This is a genomic window from Hymenobacter terrenus, assembly GCF_000972495.1.
GTDB lineage: Bacteria > Bacteroidota > Bacteroidia > Cytophagales > Hymenobacteraceae > Hymenobacter > Hymenobacter terrenus.
In genome coordinates, this window is the sequence record NZ_LATM01000001.1 from 923243 (window position 1) to 939852 (window position 16610).

A 16610-nucleotide genomic window follows, 5' to 3' on the forward strand; every position below is an offset into this window, starting at 1 on the left:
GCCGGGCACAAAAGCCCCGATAGTTGCTTGCCGGACCTTTGCAGTGTTACCAACACTTCAAAATTTCAAGCAAAATGACAACTTCCAAAATAGCCTTGGTCACCGGCGGCAGCCGCGGCATCGGCAAAGACATCGCGCTGAGCCTGGCTAAAAAAGGCACCGACGTGCTGCTCACCTACCACACCCAACAAGCAGACGCCGCAGCAACGGTAGCCGAGATTGAAGCCCTCGGGCGTAAGGCCGTAGCCCTGCAATTAAACGCCGCGGCGGTGTCGAGCTTCGATGCCTTTTATGCGCAGGTCACTACCGCGCTGCAATCCACCTTTGGCGTAGCTCACTTTGATTTCTTAATCAATAATGCGGGCACCTCCCTGCTCGCACCCATCGCGGAGAACACCGAAGCGCAGTTCGACGAGATGCTGAACATTCATCTCAAGGGGGTCTACTTTTTGACTCAAAAGGCTTTGCCCATTCTAAATAACGGGGGCCGCATCATCAATATTTCCTCGGGCGTGACGCGCTATTCCTACCCGGGCTGCTCGGCCTACGGCATTATGAAGGGTGCGGTAGACGTCTTCACCCGGTACCTGGCCCTGGAGTTGGGTGCGCGCGGCATTGCCGCCAACGTGGTAGCCCCGGGGGCAATTTTTGGGGGTGGAGCCTTGCAGGACACGCCTGAAATGCGGGCCTACGTAACGCAGATAACCGCGCTGGGCCGGGTCGGCCTGCCCGACGACGTCGGGGGCGTAGTAGCCTTCTTGTGCAGTGAAGAAGCCAAGTGGATTAACGGCCAGCGCATTGAACTAACAGGTGGCATGAATCTGTAAATCGGCGACACAAGGCGGGCGGGCAGCTGAAAAACGTAAATCTATGCTTTGGTATCGGAGGCGGGGCTGATTAATTGAGTGAGTGCCTATCCAAATAGGCGGTCATGCTGAGCGCAGTCGAAGCATCTCGCCCGAGCAAGTAATCCTATTACATGCGTTAGCTACGCGGGCGAGATGCTTCGGCTGCGCTCAGCATGACCGTTCTTTTTAACCGCCTATTTGGATAGGCTCTTATTTTGCCCGGCGGCCAACCAGTGGGGCCAGTGCTTTTCGGGCTCCATATCCTTAAAACTGAGGTAAGCTCAGGCATTGGGAGTGGCGCCGGTTATCCTCATTAAGCTAAGAAGTTTGATGCTTGAATTATGACACGGTTACCATGTCATTAATTAGTTGCTCAGGGCTTTGCGATTCAGTTAAGCACTGCCAATCGGCTAGGGTGAGGGGTAGCCAGGGTTATAGTTTTGTACTATAATTCTGGATTTTCCTTGACTAAACACTTCTTGCTATGTCAAAAATTACTTTTGGGGGGGCTGCGCTGCTAAGCTTGCTGCCGCTGCTGGGAAGCTTGCAGCAGGCCCAGGCCCAAAGCACGCCGCTGAACCTGCGCTGGGTGCCGCGCCAGGATTTGAACGTGCTGTTGCCGCCCTCGGTGCGCGTGTTCGAAACCAACGACACGCTGCCCGACGGCTCCCGCATCCGGGCCATGTACACCCGCATTGCCCTGGCCGACCGCAACCTGCGCCTGCGGGCCGTGGGCGAAGAAAAAGGCCCCGCGTTCCGCCTCAAAACCACGGCCGAATACGCCACCCTGAACCAGGCCATCTGGGCCGCCAACGGCGGGTATTTCAGCGCCAATTCCTCGGCTAGCTTGGTCGTCACGGATGGCAACGGCGTGGCGCCGAACCAGAAAACCATTGCCCGCAACGGCCGCAACTACAACCCCACCCGCGGCGCGTTCGGCCTCATCAACCGCGTGCCCGACGTGGCGTGGGTGTACGGCCTGGGCGGCTCGCTGGAAGGCCCCGACAACACCACCTGGGCCTATCCCAACCCCAGCCCCAACGACCCCACCCAGCCGCCGCAGCCGGTGCCGAGCCCCACGTTCCCGACCGGCGCCGCCATCTGGAACGCCAGCCAGGCCGTGGGCGGCGGGCCAGTGCTGGTGCACAACAGCCAAGTGCGCATCACCACGGCCGAAGAAATTATTCCCGACGACATTGCCGTGGGCCGCAACCCGCGCACAGCGGTCGGCTACTTGGCCGGCGACACCGTGATTGTGGTGGCCGTGGACGGCCGCCAGGCTGCCAGCGCTGGCGCTACACTATCGGAGTTGGCGCAAATGATGGTGGAGCTGCGCGCCCGCGAAGCCCTCAACCTCGACGGCGGTGGCTCAACCACCATGCTGGCCGCGGGCGAGGTGGTGAACAACCCCGCCGACCGCCCCGGCGGCGACCGCAACCAGCTGCGTCCCAACGCCTCCTCGCTGGTGCTGTCGGAGGCTGTGCCCACCCCGCGCCGGCCGGTTATCGTCATCGACACCGACAACCCACTCTATTCGGAAAGTGGGCTTTGGAGCGCCACCAACCACCCCAGCGCCTACCTGCCCACCGCCTCGCGCGGGGCCACGGTGGGGGCGCCGGGCACCCGGGCCCGCTACAACTTGGGCCAACTGCCCCGCGGCCGCTACCAGCTCGCGGCCTGGTGGACCCTCGGCACCGGCAACGCCCGGCGAGTGCCCTACGTGCTGCACCGCGGCACCCGGCGCGACACCCTGTTTGCCAACCAAAACGACCTTTCGACCACCGCCCGCTGGAACGTGCTCGGCACCTTCGACCTGGCGCCCGGCGACTACGTGGAGCTATTGGCCCAAGGCCAGGGCGGCACCCGCGTCATCGCCGACGCCCTGCGCCTCGTGGAGCTGGAGCGCACTCCGGCCAACGTGCCGCCCCGCGGCAACCTGCGCATTGCGGTAGTGAGCGACCTGAACGGCGCCCTGGGCTCCTCGACTTACGAGTGGCAGGTCGACAGCATTATGCAGCGCATTCCGCGCATCTGGCGGCCCGACTTGGTGGTGTGCGGCGGCGACATGGTGGCCGGCCAGGGCGTGAGCACCGACGCCATTATGCGCGCCATGTGGCAGGGCTTTGACCGCTCCGTGACGTCGAAGTTTCGGCAGGCGGGCGTGCCGTTTGCCTTCACGCTGGGTAACCACGACGGCACCCGCTCGCTGCCGATGGAGCGCCAGGTGACGCGTGAATTCTGGCGCAACCCAGCCTACGCGCCAGCGCTGGCTTTCGTGGACAGCACCAATTACCCGGCTTATTATTCTTTCAAGCAGGACAGCGTGTTCGTGGTGAGCTGGGATGCGTCGTCGGACGTGATTACGCCGGCCAACCTGGCTTGGGTGCAGCAGCAGTTTAGCTCGCCCGCCGCTCGCGCGGCCCGCATGCGCCTGCTGGTGGGCCACTTGCCCTTGTACTCGATTGCGCAGGAGCGCGACGGGGCCGGCAATGTGCTGCGCGACAACGAAGCGCTGCGCAAAATTCTGGAAAGCCTCGACGTGAAAACCTACATCAGCGGCCACCACCACGCCTTCTTCCCCGGCCGGCGCGGCGACCTGGAGCTGCTGAACGCCGGGGCCGCCGGCTCGGGCCCGCGCCCCTGGCTCACGCTCGACAAGGCGCCGGTGAACACGATTACGATTATGGACGTGTACTACCAGCAGGACAGCGTCGCGTACACGACCTACGACATCTTGCAGCGCAACGCCGCCGACATGACCACCTTCGACCCCGCCGTGCTGCCGCGCATCATCTACGGGTACGATGGGTCGTTTGTGGTGCGACGCGACTTACAGGCCGAGCCGGTGGCGGCCACGCTGTCGCCCCTGCACCTGGAGCTGGGCCGCCCGGCGGGCACCGCTACGGCCACGGCCCAGGCCGTCATCGCCAACAACCGCCTGCAGGTGACGGGCTCGTTCGCCAACCTGGCCAGCCCGCTGCTCGACGACCGCACCGCGGTGGCCATCAGCGGAGGCAGCCACGGCACCGCCGGGCGCTTGCTGAGCCAGCTCACGGTGGTTTCGAGCGACGGGCGCACGGGCACGTTCAGCGGCACGCTGGATGCCAAGTCCGACACCATCACCGACCAATTGCGGGCCGGCGCCTTGTTCATTCGGCTGCGCACCCAGGCCAACCCCAACGGCGAACTCCGCGGGCAGCTCTACGGCGCCGCCAACCGGCCGCCGGTCCGCACGGCCGTCACCTCGACCCGCGCCGCCAACGTGTACGCCGTGCGCAACCTGGAAGCCATTTTCGGGGTGAGCTGGCCGCTGAGCGCCGAGCCGGACGGCGACCCAGTGACGTACTTCTACCAGCTGGCGACTGATTCACTTTTTACTAACATCGTCTTCCAGGAAGGCACCGGCCGCGCCACCACCGTGCGCCGCCGCGAAGACGCCTGGTATGCCCTGCTCGGCACCACTGCCCCCGGCACGGCGGTGAGCTTCTACCAGCGCGTGCTAGCCACCGATGGCAAGAGCATCGTGCCCGGCCCGGCCCGCCTCCTGCAACTAACCAAGAGCGACGCGCCCCTCACCGACCTAGTGGAGGTGCCCGCGCCCGACTTTCGCTACGACGGCAACATTCTGCCCAATGCCAACGGCTACGGTGCCACCTATGACGGCTTCGGCAAACTGTGGCTGCTCGACTTCTCGGGCCGCATTCACGCGCGGCTGCCTAACGGCCAGCCCGCCCCGTTTTCGCCCTTGCTCAACACCAATACGGCTCTGGGGCTGACGGCCCAGAACACCGGCATCGGCACCGACGCCGACGGCCATATTCTAGTTAGCTCGAATTCCAAACTCGTCAAAATCAACGCCCAAACCGGCGCCCTGATTGCCTCCTGGACGGCCCCCGTGCGTTCCGGCGGTCAGGCCAACACCCTGACCACGCCCCGCGCCGACAGCCGCGGCCGGGTGTTCGTGGCCAGCCTGTGGGGCGATGACTACGCCTACATTCTGCGCCAGACCGGCGCCACCTTCCAGCAGGTGCGCCGCCTCACGCTGCCCGGCCGCATCCTCAGCCGCGCCTTCGCGATGGAATCAGACGGCCTGACCCTGTACCTACCCGACCCCGGCACGGCCCAGATTCAGCGCTACACCAGCACCGATACCGTGAACTACACGCTCGCCGGCACCATCACGAGCCTGGCCGCCGGGTCGAGTGGGGTGCAGGTGCTGCCGGGCCGGCGGCTGTACGCGGCCGTGCGGGCGGCGGGCTCCAACCCCGCTTCCTTCCACTTCCGCGACGAAACCAACCAGCGCCTTTGGAACCTGCCGCTGCCCGAAGTGGGCAACGCCGAAGCCCGCGGCTTGGGCGTGTCCGTCACCGGCGACACGCTGCTATACTGCGCCTGGAACAACGGCGGCATCCACCGCTACGTCCGCGTGCGGCCCGGCACGGTGGCGCCGGTGGGCCCGATTCGCACCTACCGCATCGCCCAAGTACGCCGCGTGCGGCCCCTGACCGGCGTGGCCGACTCGGCCGGCGTGTACTGCCGCCTGGTGGGCGTGGTGAACAGCCCGAATTTCCGCGACGCGGGGCTGGACTTCTCGCTCGTGGACGGCGACAAGGCCATCAACGTGGTGCGCCAGGCCGATAACCTGGCCTACACCGTGCGCCCCGGCGACCAACTCCGCGTCGTCGGCCGCGTGGTGCAGGAAAACGGCCTGATTCGCTTCCAGGCCGACTCGCTGCGGCTGCTGGCGGCGGCCCAGCCGCTGTTTGGGCCCGTCCGGCAGACCGGCCCGCTGGCCGACAGCACCGAGTCATTGCCCGTGGAGCTGCGCCGCGTCCGGCTCGTCAACCCGGCTCAGTGGACCACTGGCCAGGGCTACCCCGGCTTCGGCGTGGACTTGCAGGACAGCGTGCGCACCTACCGCGCCTACATTCACCGCCGCTCGGGCTTGTACAACGCCACCGCGCCCACCGGCACCTTCACCGTGCGGGGCCTGGTGTACCAGTTCGACCCCGAAGCACCGTTCACCGAAGGCTACGAGCTGTGGCTGCGCTCGGCCCAGGACATCAGCGTGGTGCTGAGCGCCCGCGGGGGCAGCCAGAACGCCGCGTTTGGCCTCTATCCCAACCCCACCACCGGCCTGCTGCAAGTGGAAGCCCCGCCCACCGAGAAACTCCGGCAGCTGGAGGTGCTCAACCTGCTCGGCCAGCGCCTGCGCCGCGAATCGGCGGCCGGCACGTCCACGACTCAACTGCGCGTGAACGACCTGCCCCCCGGACTCTACCTGTTGCGCCTGACTACGGATAAGCAAACCGTGACCCAGCGGTTTGAGAAGCTGTAACACTGAAGCCACTGGTGATTATAAAAGCCGCCTTCCGACATTGGGAGGCGGCTTTTTTATATGTGCGGGTTTGAGTTTGGACCCTGGTTGACCCGTGGCAATAAAGTATTTGGGGTGGAAATGAGGACCAATTCCAGCTGCGAGCTAGCCAGATGGCGACAGGTTGGCAACCGCCCTAACTTTCCATCCACGCTTTAAACAGACCGGCTTTGTCGCGGCTCACGAGCGCTTCTTCGTTCGGCTCTGGGAATAGCTCCAGCTTGAGCTTGCCGTTGAAATGAGCGTGAATTCGGCGGACGGCCCGCAGGTGCAGCAGCAGCTGGCGGCTGGCGCGGAAGAACTGGTGCGGGTCCAGCAGTTTCTCGAGACTGTCGAGGGTGTAATCAATCACGAAGCGCCGATTGCCGTCGGCCACGCAGGTTGTGACCTCGTTCCGGCTCTGAAAGTACATTATCTGCCCGATGTCGAGGGGCAGTAGCTGGGCGCTGTTGCCCACCAAAAAGCGGGTTTTGTATTTGCCTTGGTTCAGCGACAAGTTATCGAGCAGCGCCTCCAGGCGGCGGCTGGTGGTGGGCGGCGAAAAGTACGCCTGCATATCGCGCAGCTTAGCCAGAGCTACTTGCAGCTCATCAAGCTTGATTGGCTTGAGCAGGTAATCAATACTGCGCACCTTGAAGGCCTTGATGGCATACTCGTCAAATGACGTGGTGAAAATGACGGGCGCCGTCAGCGGCAGATTTTCAAAGATTTCAAAGCTGAGCCCATCGCCGAGCTGGATGTCGGCCAGGATGAGGTCGGGGGCTTCCGGGCCGGCGGCCAGCCACTCCCGCACGTCCTGTACCAGCCGCAGCACGGCCACTATCTCGGCCTGCGGGTCGGCCTGCCGGAGCAGGTATTGCAGGCGTTGGGCGGCGAGGTTTTCATCTTCAATAATGAGGTAGCGCATCAGGACACTGGTAAGAGATTTAATGACGAAAGCTGATTCTGCTCCAGCTAGTAGGCATCGAGCAAGGGCAGGTGCACCGTAAAAAGTCCGTCTTCGCGCACCACACGCACCGGCAGCTCGCTCAGCAGGCGGTAGCGCTCAATGATGTTTTGCAGGCCCACTTTGGTCGACTGCGGCAAGGTGGCGCGGATTTGCACATTGTTAGTCACGCTGACGTAGCTGCCGTCGGTGTGGAGCCGCAGCCGCAGGGGGCTCCGCGCCGAAATGATGTTGTGCTTCAAGGCATTCTCAATGAGCATCTGAACGCTGAGCGGGGCCACCGACGGGCGCGACAACAGGGCAGTCGCTAACCCCTCAGTCACGACTTGTATTTCGTCGCCGAACCGAGTTTTGTTCAGGGCCACGTAGGCTTCGACAAATTTCAGCTCTTCGGCCAGGGGCACCTTGGGGCGGTCGCGGCTGAGGAGCACATAGCGGTACACGTCGGACAACTGCTCGATGAACTGCTGCGCCGCCCGGTTCTCGGGCTCGATAAGAGCAGTTAAGGTGTTGAGGGAGTTGAACAAAAAGTGCGGGTCCAGCTGCCGCTGCAAGGCTTCTAATTGCCCCTGAATGCTGGCCCGGGCCAGCGCGTCAGACCGTCGGAGGTTCTTTTTCCACTCCCCGAAAAAAAAGACACTTTCGTAGGTTGACGTAATCATGAACGTCGGCACCAGCTGGAGCAGAAAGGTAATCAGGTAGTTGCTACCGTCGCCCAGCGGCGGCAATGGCACTTGTAGCAGCAGCTGATGCAACTGATTGAGCAGCAAAGTAGCCGCGACCGTGAACACCAGGCTGGCAATGGTCTGAAAACCCAGGCGACGGCCCGTTTGGTCGTAGCGCGGGTAGGCGCGGCGCATGTACAAAAAAATGGCCCGGTTGCCCTCCCACATCACCGTCGTAATCAATAAGCCAAAGGCGTAAGCAGAAAGCAAGCGGGAATCCAGCACCGACGGCAGCCCATCAAAACCCACGTACACGAGAGCGGCTACCAGGGGAATACCGATGAGCCGAAACCATTTATCATTCATGTCATCAAAGAGAAAATTTCACGCCCTGGTAAGGCCGCTGGCGGGAGCGGAAGTTGTGTTTGCCACCCGGTGAGTTTCGTGCCGGCTTCTCCGCGCTAGTCCGGCAATTCGGCGCAGGCGAATCCTAGCTGATTGATTTGCCTGATTAGCTCGTTCACGCTGATGCCTTCGGCCTCTATTCGCAACACGTGGTCGCAGTCATCCAGGTCAAAGCTGTATTTGGCAATAGTTGGAATGCACTGGAGGTGTTGAGCGACCGCACGCGCTTTTTTGGGAGTGGTAACCGATGTCGAAAATACATAAATCATGATGAAGTCCGGGTTCTGTGGCCATTAATGACCAAATCGCATGCTCACGCCGGCTTTGAACATGAAGCTCCCTTTCAAGTCGGTATTGACCGCCTTAATTGGCTCGTAGTCCGCATCAAGCAAGTCGTAGTTTCGCAAAAACGCGTATCCGACCTGCGTATTAAGCCAGAGCCCTCCGTGCAGATTATAATTCAAGGCCTGACCGGCAAATAAATTGACCGTCCGCACGTACTGCGAAATCTGGTTGTCGGCCCAAGCCCACTGCTTGCTTTTGAAAATGGCTGCGTCGGCCGTGGCCGTAACTCCCCATTCAAGCTTTTTAGTTGGCTTGTACAAAATATTAACCCGCGGATACGTAAGCTCGGCCGTCAGCCGCTCGGTCTTGCTGACGAGGCCCACCAGCGGCGCTACGAGATTGTGGTTGAAATCGTTGGTCAGGACTGCACCGACCGAGAATACCAGGCTATTGTCGCCGTGCGGGGCATAGGTGGCCAACGCCACTCCCTGCGGGAACAGGTCTTTTTTGGATAGATTATCGGCAAAATCGGTCCTCACCATCAAGGTTGGGCTGACCAGCAACGCCCATTTTGGGTTCGTTAATTTGTAATTAAACAGTGCGGTGTAGCGGATATCCGAGAACCTTTCGGACAAGCCACTTAAGTTCTCCGAGCTGCCTTCGAGATTGTAAATAACAGACTTACCATACAGCACATTGACCCACTGCAAGCGCGGTCCTACTTGAATGGGTGGCGCCGAAAGCTGAACCTCAACGCTATTGTACGCGTGCGATTTACCGGGAATATCCTTAAAGTCGACCGGTGGCGCGAAGGAATAATTAACGAATAGCTTGTCGTCAAACATTTGTCCGTGCGCGACACCACCGAGGCAGCACAGGAGACCGGATAAAAGCAGGCTGGTCCAGCGGTTACTGTTACTCAGCAGGCTTTTAAAACATACTGTCGTGTTCATTCTAAGTACTTTTGGGGTTGAGGAATGGCCCAAAATTGGGCGGCTCAACCAGGGAAGTACCAGGGCATTCGTGGCGAATGCCGAAAACTCGCCAGTCAATCGTAGGAACGGAGCGACGAATCGGAATCGAAATCAGAATAATAGCTAGCCCGGATACGGGACTCTTCTCAGGCGCCTTCCTCCTGCCGAAGGCCAAGGCTACGCGTAAATCTGCTCATGCCGGGCTATGGCCGCCACCGCTTCTGAGCGGGGTTGCCTTAGTCGGGCAGCACTTCTATTTGCACGCCCAGGCTGCGCACCAGGACCATCACCTGCACCCAAGGCTGCTGGCCGGGCTGCGGGGCCAGCACGCGCAGCACCCGGTCGCAGTCATCGAGGTCGAGGCTCGCTTGCAGGGCAGGAAACCGTTGGCGCAGGGCGCGCATCACCGTGGTGCCCGTTGCGACGGTGTCGATGTTGGTTTTGAATACTTCGATGGCATCCAGGGCGGGGAATCGCGGGGAGCAGGTTAGCATAATCTTGTGAAAAAAAGATTCGGATACTGAGACGCACTGCCCCAAATCAGCCGGGGCGCGTGCCAATGCCCAAAGCAAATGCCGCGAGGTGACAGCCCTATGTCAGTAGGCTGGCCCAGTTTGATAAATCAACGGGCCGGGAGTGCAGTTGGCAGAGCCTAACCAGTGCGTGCGGGAAACATCGGAGCCCCGGCTTCCCAACTAGGATTATGGTAGCCGGCCGTTTCTTTCTCTTACCGCCCGGGATTTTTATGTGAATGCAACGGTAAATTGCCTGTCTTATCCTGCCGTTACCGATGAACCGATTCGACCGTATTACTACTATTCTCGTGCAGTTGCAAGCCAAGCGCGTGGTGCGCGGCCCGGACCTGGCCGCGCAGTTTGGCGTGAGCTTACGCACCGTGTACCGCGACCTGCGCACCCTGGAAGAAGCCGGTGTTCCGCTGTACGGCGAGGCGGGCGTGGGCTACTCGCTGGCCGAGGGCTACCGCCTGCCGCCCGTCATGTTCACCCGCGAGGAAGCCACGGCGCTGCTCACGGCTGAGAAGCTCGCCGCCCGCCTCACCGATGCCCACACCGCCCAGCTCGGCCAGACTGCTATGGACAAGCTGCGGGCCGTACTCCGTCGCTCCGACCGCGACTATCTCGAAAGCCTGAGCCCGCACATCCACATTCTGCGCTCCCGGGCGCCCCAGCTGCCGCTGTCCGGCCACCCCGACGTGCACCAGCGCCTGCTTGGGGCCATTGCGGCGGCGCGGGTAGTTCGCCTGCACTACCGGGACGGTTCCGGCGCGGCTACCGAGCGCGACACCGAACCCATTGGCATTTACCTGGGCCTGCACTGGCACGTGGTGGCTTACTGCCGGCTGCGCCACGAGTTCCGCGACTTCCGCCTCGACCGCATCATTCAGCTACAGGTACTGGACGAAGCCTTTGCCCCCCGGACCGAAACCTTGCAACACTACTGGCAGGCCGAGGCGGCCCGACGCCCCCAGGAAACGGCCGTGGTGCGCTTCGACGCCGAGGCCGCCCGGCAGGTGCAGGATGCCAAGTACTATTACGGCTGGGCCCATGAGGAAGCCACGCCCGAGGGCGACGTCATCATGACGCTGCGGCTGGGATGCCTGCGCTACACGGCTGCCTGGCTGTTGCCCTACGCCGGGCAGGTTGCGGTGCTTTCGCCGCCTGCGCTAGGGCAGCAGCTGCGCCAAATGGCTCAGGCGGCGCACCAGTATTTCTGCGCCGCAGAATAAGTGACGGGCTCCATCCGCCACGGCAGCCAAGACACATTCAGCACCGCCTCATCTGATACGGCGCTGGAGGATGAGGACTATCCAGCGCGGGTGCCACGCTGCATTATTTCAGGCGTTTAATAATGAAGCCGTTTTCAAGCTGTCGGTACGGAAAGCAGCATCACCGTGCTCTCATCTCCTACCCTTTCCCGGGTCAGTTCAACTAGCCTTTTTCCGATGTGCTGATGTTGGTACTCAGCGCGCACTGCTAAATCGGCCAGGTAGCAGCACCAGCGAAAACCGGTCAGGGAGCGGGCCACACCTACCAGCGTGTCCCCGTCCCAAGCCGAGGCAATCAGATTGGCGTGTTGGTACAGGGTGGCTATCCGGGCACGGTCGTCCACGGGGCGGGCCAGACCGGCACTACGGTAAAGGTCAATTACTTCATCTGGTGAAGGGGTGCGGTCGAGATGATAGGTAATGGGCATGGGGTGAGAAGCCGGGCAACGCCCGCTGGTTTGGTTGATAAGTAGGTATGCTAGCGACGGGCCACTCTCTTTTCTTTGGGAGGGCGTCCGAAATCCGAGGACCGAACTCGAAGGCCAGGGAATTTCCGCCGTAGAATAATTGCTGCCCGCGCCGCAGCCAGCCGCTAAAGGCATAGAGCTCCCGGTATGCGTTGGGGAAGTCAAATTTCACCGACTCCCGATGCGAAAAAGAAGACGATTCCATGAGTGAGCGCTGCTATTGCGCCGCCGACCATGCCTTTGCGCAGCGCGGAGCGCAACTGCGCCGGGTGGGCGTCGATGCCCACGGTTTGCGCGTGGACGAGGTGGAGGCCCTATGCCAGCAGCAGCCCATCCGGCTGCTCTACCTTACGCCCCACCACCACTACCCCACCACGGTCACGCTCTCGGCCGAGCGTCGGGTGCGGCTGCTGCAACTGGCCGAGCGCTACGACTTCATCATTATGGAAGATGACTACGACTTTGACTTCCATTACGATGGCAGCCCCATCCTGCCGCTGGCCAGCGCCAACCGTGCGGGCCGGGTCCTGTACCTGGGCTCGCTGAGCAAGGTACTGGCGCCTGGTTTTCGGGTGGGCTACATCGTTGCGCCGGCCGACATCATCGCCGAGTTGGCGCACCTGCGGGTACTGATAGACCACTAGGACGACACGTTGCTCGAGCAGGGCATCGCCGAGCTGTTTGCCGAGGGCGAGATGCGGGCCCACCTCAAGCGAGCCCGCAAAATCTACCAGCAGCGCCGCGACTTGCTCTGCCAGCTGCTGCGCCAGCAGGTGGGCGGGTGGGTAGCGTTTGAAGAGCCCACTGGCGGCATGGCCGTGTGGACGAGGTTTGCCGAAACGGTGGACCTAACGGCGCTATCCCAACGCTGCGGAGAATTGGGGCTGAGCCTCGGCGACGGCCAGCTGTTTCGGACTCCGGCAGAAACGCAGGCCTCTCACCTGCGCCTGGGCTTTGCCTCTCTCAACGCAGCCGAGCTCAGCCGCAGTGTCGACCTACTGGGGCAGGCGCTGCTACCAGCTTGCTCCTCGCTCCTAAGAAAGTGTAAGGCAAGTGTGATGACAGATAAGAACCGGCCCTCCAGGTGGACCAGCCATTATCTGCAAACCGGCCGGCGCGGCCGGGGCAGGGCTGTATTATACTTGCTGTCCGGCTGCTGTTGTGGTCCGGCCTACTCTCCTTCGCCATGTCCGCTCAGCAAAACGTCATCGACTGCTACGACAAAACGGCCCGGCAATACGCCGCCCGATTTGCCCACGAACTCGAATACAAGCACCAAGCATTTGGACCGGCTCCTGCTGCGAGCTTTTGCCCGAGAAAATGCGGCCCGCGGTTGCCTGTTGGACCTGGGCTGCGGCCCCGGACAAACCACGGCCTTCCTAGCCAGCTGCGACGTGCCCGACCTGCTGGGCGTGGATATTTCGCCGGAGATGGTGAAAACGGCCCAGGCGCTGCACCCCCAACTGGCCTTTGCGGTTGCCGATATACTCCGGCTGGACTACGCCGCCGAATCCTTCGGCTCGGCTATTGCCTTCTACTCGGTAGTGCATTTCAACTACGACCAGATACGGACGGCGCTCGGCGAAACTCACCGGGTACTTGCCCCTGGGGGCGAGCTGCTGCTCGGCTTCCACGTGGGCGACGAAATCGTGCACGACGACGAGTTTCTGGGCGAGCCCGTGAATGTGGACTTTCGCCTGCTGGACCCCGATAAGATTGTGCCGCTGCTCATCGAAACCGGCTTCACCTTGGTCGACGTGCTGGAGCGCCGGCCCTACCCGGAAGAGTACCCCACCCGCCGCGCCCACTTATGGGCCCGCAAGTCAGCTCTTTCTACCGGATATTGCGCATAGCCAGTAGCCGCTCTGGCACCTGGCGGATGCTGGTCAGTTGCTGAAGCTTGGGGTGCGCTACCAGCTGCTCCACGCGCTCGTGTTCCCAGGTGGTGTGAAAAGGCACATGCCAGGCGTGCCCGCCGAGGTCGAGCACGGGTAGGATGTCGGAGCGCAACGAGTTGCCCACCATCAAAAAGTCCGACGCTGGAATGTCCAGGTGCTTGAGCAGCTTGCGGTAATCGGCCGGCTGCTTATCCGACATGATTTCGATGTGATGGAAGTAGCGCTCCAGGCCGGACTTTTTCAGCTTGCGCTCCTGGTCGAGCAGGTCGCCCTTGGTGGCCACCACCAGGCGGTAGCGCCCTTGCAAGGCTTCCAGCACATCCTCTACGCCATCGAGCAACTCCACCGGCTGGTTGAGCAGGGCCTTGCCATAGTCCAGGATTTTTTCCACGACTGGCATGCTCATGGCTCCGGCCGACACCCGGACGGCAGTTTCTACCATGCATAGCACGAAGCCCTTGGCCCCGTAGCCGTACAGGGCCAGGTTCTGCATTTCAGTTTTGAACAGCTCCTGGGCCGCGGCGTGCGGCGGCAGAAAATCCGCCAGCAGCTCGCCAAATTGCTGTTCCATGTGTTGGTAGTGGGGCTCATTGACCCACAAGGTGTCGTCGGCGTCGAAAGCAATGATTTGTAAAGTGTCCATCTGAAAGTTGAAATGCAGGAGCTTAAAATACGGGGCTGACTTGGTGGGGGCCGCCGGAATCAGGTAGTATTGCCAGCTCCTAATATATTCCCCTGTCAAGGACATTTGTCCCACCTTTCTCTATCCCATGGTTAAAAGCAGTTTAGCCCTCCTTGAGTACCTGAACCGGGCCGCAACCAACTCCTTCGCCGGCCAGCTGGAGCGCGTGGCATTTCGCAGAGGACAGCTGCTGCTGCAACAGGACGAGGACGCCCGCGGCATTTACGTGCTGTTGAGTGGCGTGGTAAAATGCTTCATTACCGAGGAAAATGGCCGCTGCTTCGTGCTCGAATTCCTGGGTGAGGGTGAAATCCTGGGCGAGTTGGAGCTGCTAACCGAGCAAGCCACCCTAAACCACGTGGAAGTCCTCACCGAGGGGGAAGCGTATTGGCTGGAGGCCAGCGCATTTACCCGGCTGCAACAGGATACGGAATTCAGTGCCCTGCTCCTGCGCGAGCTGGCTACCCGCCTGCGCCGCACCGCCCGGCGGGCGTCTTACCAGCAGGTATATCCGCTCGAATATGCCGTGCTACAGCTGCTCAGCCTGTTCGACGATCATCAGCAACCCATCTCTAAGCAGGACCTGGCAGACTATCTGGCCGTTCCGGTTCGCAGCCTGAATCGGGTGCTCAAATACCTGGCCGAGCAGCAGCTTTTCCACACCAACGCCAAGGGTCAGCTCGCCGCTCATCCTCAACGATTAGCCGAAATGCTGCAAGCATACTGGTAGTGCCCGATAACTAGTCACTGGCTACTTACGATTGATGGAATAATTCAATTTAATCCGCTGCACTCAGCTACACGCTGAATATTATTGCTCGGTGTGTCAATATGCCCTTTTATTCACGCTATGGGGTAAGAAGGGCCCAATTACCAACAATCAGACAACATGATGACGATGGAGTAATTAAACAAAAATTTATAATTAACTACTGAATTGATTATCGACCGTAAATTTTTATTAATTTACACGTACTACTCACATAACCATTGTTTTACTGAGACAGTGGCTAATGGGTACCCGTTCTTTTTTCACTTTACCAACTAATTCCAACCAACTATGAAAACCCAATCCATTACCCACTCCCTCTGCGACAATATTCGCCTGATTCTCTCTTCAGCACTTTTACTTGGGGGCTTGATGGGGGCAGTACCAAGCCAGGCGCAAGTCACGAATACGCCTCCGATGGTAAGAATCACTTCGCCGAGTAATCGTACGGTCATCACCGTTGGCTCATCCCTTACTATTAACGCAAATGCGGCTGATGCCAATGGCACGGTGCGCAAAGTTGAATTCTACCAATACGGCGAGCTGCTGGGTACCGATACTACTGCCCCTTATAGCTATACGTGGGCGAATGTGGGCTCTGGCACTTACGACCTGACGGCCAAAGCCACGGATAATGCGGGTGCCACCACCACTTCCGAGAAGGTGTACTTAACCGTTGGAGTGGCAGCCCTCTACAACAATTGCTCCTACGGGGGCGACGGCTCCGCCATTCGGTCCATAGGCGATTACGGCCTGAGCTACCTGCAAGCACTGGGTATCAATGAGAATGACCTGTCCTCCCTGAGAGTCGCGCCGGGCTACGAAATACAGCTCTTCGCGGAGGATAATTTTCAGGGAGAATCTATTGTGGTAGTTGGCGATAATGACTGCCTGACGGCCCGCTCTTTCGATAACAAGGTCTCCTCCATCAGAGTGCGTACCTCGGGGCTCGCCACCTTGTACCCAGATTGCTCCTACAGCGGGCGGGCGGCCACTATCCCGGCCATCGGTAGCTACAGCCAAGTCTATCTGCAAGCGCTGGGCCTCAATGATAATGTCCTTTCCTCACTGAGAGTGGCCAGCGGCTACGAAGTAGAGCTTTTTGCTGAGGACGACTACAAGGGTGCCTCTATCGTGCTCAGCGGCAATACTAGCTGCCTGGGAGCCAATGGATGGAATGACCGGGCTTCTTCGCTTAAAGTGCGCGCCGTCAGCTCCCATAGCGTCCGCCCGGCCCTGGCCGCGGCCCATTCCCAGGCTGGCGGCCCCGACTTGGGCGTGTACCCAAATCCAGCCCAAACTCAGCTAAACCTACACGCGGCCGAAGCGTTTGTGGGCGGTGAAGTCCGCATCCGCGACTTGGTAGGACGCCAGGTATGGAGCGGGTCGTATCAGGGCGTGGCCCTGCCCGTGGCCGGGCTCAAAGCCGGCCAGTATCTGCTTGAGTTAAGCCATGCGGGCACCATCCGTCGCCTGTGCTTTGCCAAGCAATAAGCTTTTTCAGGGCT

General features: G+C 60.9%; 14 protein-coding genes. 7 read left to right on the top strand and 7 right to left on the bottom strand.

What is annotated here, in order from left to right; translation table 11 throughout:
* Positions 1–74 precede the first annotated feature (74 nt).
* Together WX88_RS03895 and WX88_RS27175 are read left to right on the top strand one after the other, a co-directional pair.
* Positions 75–827, top strand: a complete 753-nt coding sequence (locus WX88_RS03895; protein ID WP_046242888.1) for an SDR family NAD(P)-dependent oxidoreductase — start codon at positions 75–77, stop codon at positions 825–827.
* 505 nt (positions 828–1332) lie between these two features.
* Positions 1333–6186 carry a phosphodiester glycosidase family protein gene (locus WX88_RS27175; protein ID WP_052732301.1) on the top strand — a complete coding sequence of 1618 codons (4854 nt, stop codon included), beginning with the start codon at positions 1333–1335 and terminating at the stop codon, positions 6184–6186.
* A gap of 175 nt (positions 6187–6361) precedes the next feature.
* Here WX88_RS27175 and WX88_RS03905 read toward each other — a convergent pair whose 3' ends face one another.
* From WX88_RS03905 to WX88_RS03925, 5 genes are all read right to left on the bottom strand, one after another.
* A complete protein-coding gene (locus WX88_RS03905) occupies positions 6362–7132 on the bottom strand; it encodes a LytR/AlgR family response regulator transcription factor (protein WP_046242889.1) in 771 nt (256 codons plus the stop codon).
* A gap of 47 nt (positions 7133–7179) precedes the next feature.
* Positions 7180–8202 (bottom strand): sensor histidine kinase, encoded by a 1023-nt coding sequence (locus tag WX88_RS03910; RefSeq protein WP_046242890.1) that lies wholly within the window; start codon positions 8200–8202, stop codon positions 7180–7182.
* A gap of 95 nt (positions 8203–8297) precedes the next feature.
* Complete coding sequence (locus tag WX88_RS03915) at positions 8298–8510, bottom strand: hypothetical protein (protein WP_046242891.1); 213 nt, start codon at positions 8508–8510, stop codon at positions 8298–8300.
* Between the two features lie 24 nt (positions 8511–8534).
* Entirely contained in the window at positions 8535–9578 is a 1044-nt protein-coding gene (locus WX88_RS27180; protein WP_197076657.1) for a DUF6268 family outer membrane beta-barrel protein, read from the bottom strand.
* A gap of 158 nt (positions 9579–9736) precedes the next feature.
* Positions 9737–9994 (bottom strand): hypothetical protein, encoded by a 258-nt coding sequence (locus WX88_RS03925; RefSeq protein WP_046242893.1) that lies wholly within the window; start codon positions 9992–9994, stop codon positions 9737–9739.
* A 296-nt stretch (positions 9995–10290) separates the two neighbouring features.
* Here WX88_RS03925 and WX88_RS03930 point away from each other — a divergent pair, with 296 nt between their 5' ends.
* Complete coding sequence (locus WX88_RS03930) at positions 10291–11247, top strand: helix-turn-helix transcriptional regulator (RefSeq protein WP_046242894.1); 957 nt, start codon at positions 10291–10293, stop codon at positions 11245–11247.
* Between the two features lie 134 nt (positions 11248–11381).
* On the opposite strand, the gene WX88_RS03935 is transcribed toward WX88_RS03930, so the two are convergent.
* On the bottom strand, positions 11382–11714 hold the full coding sequence (locus tag WX88_RS03935) for a GNAT family N-acetyltransferase (protein WP_046243147.1): 333 nt from the start codon (positions 11712–11714) through the stop codon (positions 11382–11384).
* Between the two features lie 242 nt (positions 11715–11956).
* Here WX88_RS03935 and WX88_RS27185 point away from each other — a divergent pair, with 242 nt between their 5' ends.
* Positions 11957–12397, top strand: coding sequence for an aminotransferase class I/II-fold pyridoxal phosphate-dependent enzyme (locus tag WX88_RS27185; protein WP_052732303.1), 441 nt, complete (start codon positions 11957–11959; stop codon positions 12395–12397).
* 9 nt (positions 12398–12406) lie between these two features.
* Positions 12407–13606: a methyltransferase domain-containing protein gene (locus tag WX88_RS27190; RefSeq protein ID WP_052732304.1), complete on the top strand. Its 1200-nt coding sequence runs from the start codon at positions 12407–12409 to the stop codon at positions 13604–13606.
* On the opposite strand, the gene WX88_RS03950 is transcribed toward WX88_RS27190, so the two are convergent.
* Entirely contained in the window at positions 13587–14294 is a 708-nt protein-coding gene (locus tag WX88_RS03950) for an HAD family hydrolase (RefSeq protein WP_046243148.1), read from the bottom strand. The two genes, WX88_RS27190 and WX88_RS03950, sit on opposite strands and share 20 nt — an antisense overlap.
* 127 nt (positions 14295–14421) lie before the next feature.
* On the opposite strand from WX88_RS03950, the gene WX88_RS03955 reads away from it, so the two are divergent.
* Together WX88_RS03955 and WX88_RS03960 are read left to right on the top strand one after the other, a co-directional pair.
* Entirely contained in the window at positions 14422–15063 is a 642-nt protein-coding gene (locus WX88_RS03955) for a Crp/Fnr family transcriptional regulator (protein WP_052732305.1), read from the top strand.
* A gap of 330 nt (positions 15064–15393) precedes the next feature.
* On the top strand, positions 15394–16596 hold the full coding sequence (locus tag WX88_RS03960; RefSeq protein WP_046242895.1) for an Ig-like domain-containing protein: 1203 nt from the start codon (positions 15394–15396) through the stop codon (positions 16594–16596).
* Positions 16597–16610: the final 14 nt, after the last annotated feature.

What these genes read in the sequence shown, in the direction of transcription:
- WX88_RS03895 (WP_046242888.1), top strand. Translation starts at nt 75, where the DNA reads ATGACAACTTCCAAAATAGCCTTGGTCACCGGCGGCAGCCGCGGCATC.
- WX88_RS27175 (WP_052732301.1), top strand. Translation starts at nt 1,333, where the DNA reads ATGTCAAAAATTACTTTTGGGGGGGCTGCGCTGCTAAGCTTGCTGCCG.
- WX88_RS03905 (WP_046242889.1), bottom strand. Translation starts at nt 7,132, where the DNA reads ATGCGCTACCTCATTATTGAAGATGAAAACCTCGCCGCCCAACGCCTG.
- WX88_RS03910 (WP_046242890.1), bottom strand. Translation starts at nt 8,202, where the DNA reads ATGAATGATAAATGGTTTCGGCTCATCGGTATTCCCCTGGTAGCCGCT.
- WX88_RS03915 (WP_046242891.1), bottom strand. Translation starts at nt 8,510, where the DNA reads ATGATTTATGTATTTTCGACATCGGTTACCACTCCCAAAAAAGCGCGT.
- WX88_RS03925 (WP_046242893.1), bottom strand. Translation starts at nt 9,994, where the DNA reads ATGCTAACCTGCTCCCCGCGATTCCCCGCCCTGGATGCCATCGAAGTA.
- WX88_RS03930 (WP_046242894.1), top strand. Translation starts at nt 10,291, where the DNA reads ATGAACCGATTCGACCGTATTACTACTATTCTCGTGCAGTTGCAAGCC.
- WX88_RS03935 (WP_046243147.1), bottom strand. Translation starts at nt 11,714, where the DNA reads ATGCCCATTACCTATCATCTCGACCGCACCCCTTCACCAGATGAAGTA.
- WX88_RS27185 (WP_052732303.1), top strand. Translation starts at nt 11,957, where the DNA reads ATGAGTGAGCGCTGCTATTGCGCCGCCGACCATGCCTTTGCGCAGCGC.
- WX88_RS03950 (WP_046243148.1), bottom strand. Translation starts at nt 14,294, where the DNA reads ATGGACACTTTACAAATCATTGCTTTCGACGCCGACGACACCTTGTGG.
- WX88_RS03955 (WP_052732305.1), top strand. Translation starts at nt 14,422, where the DNA reads ATGGTTAAAAGCAGTTTAGCCCTCCTTGAGTACCTGAACCGGGCCGCA.
- WX88_RS03960 (WP_046242895.1), top strand. Translation starts at nt 15,394, where the DNA reads ATGAAAACCCAATCCATTACCCACTCCCTCTGCGACAATATTCGCCTG.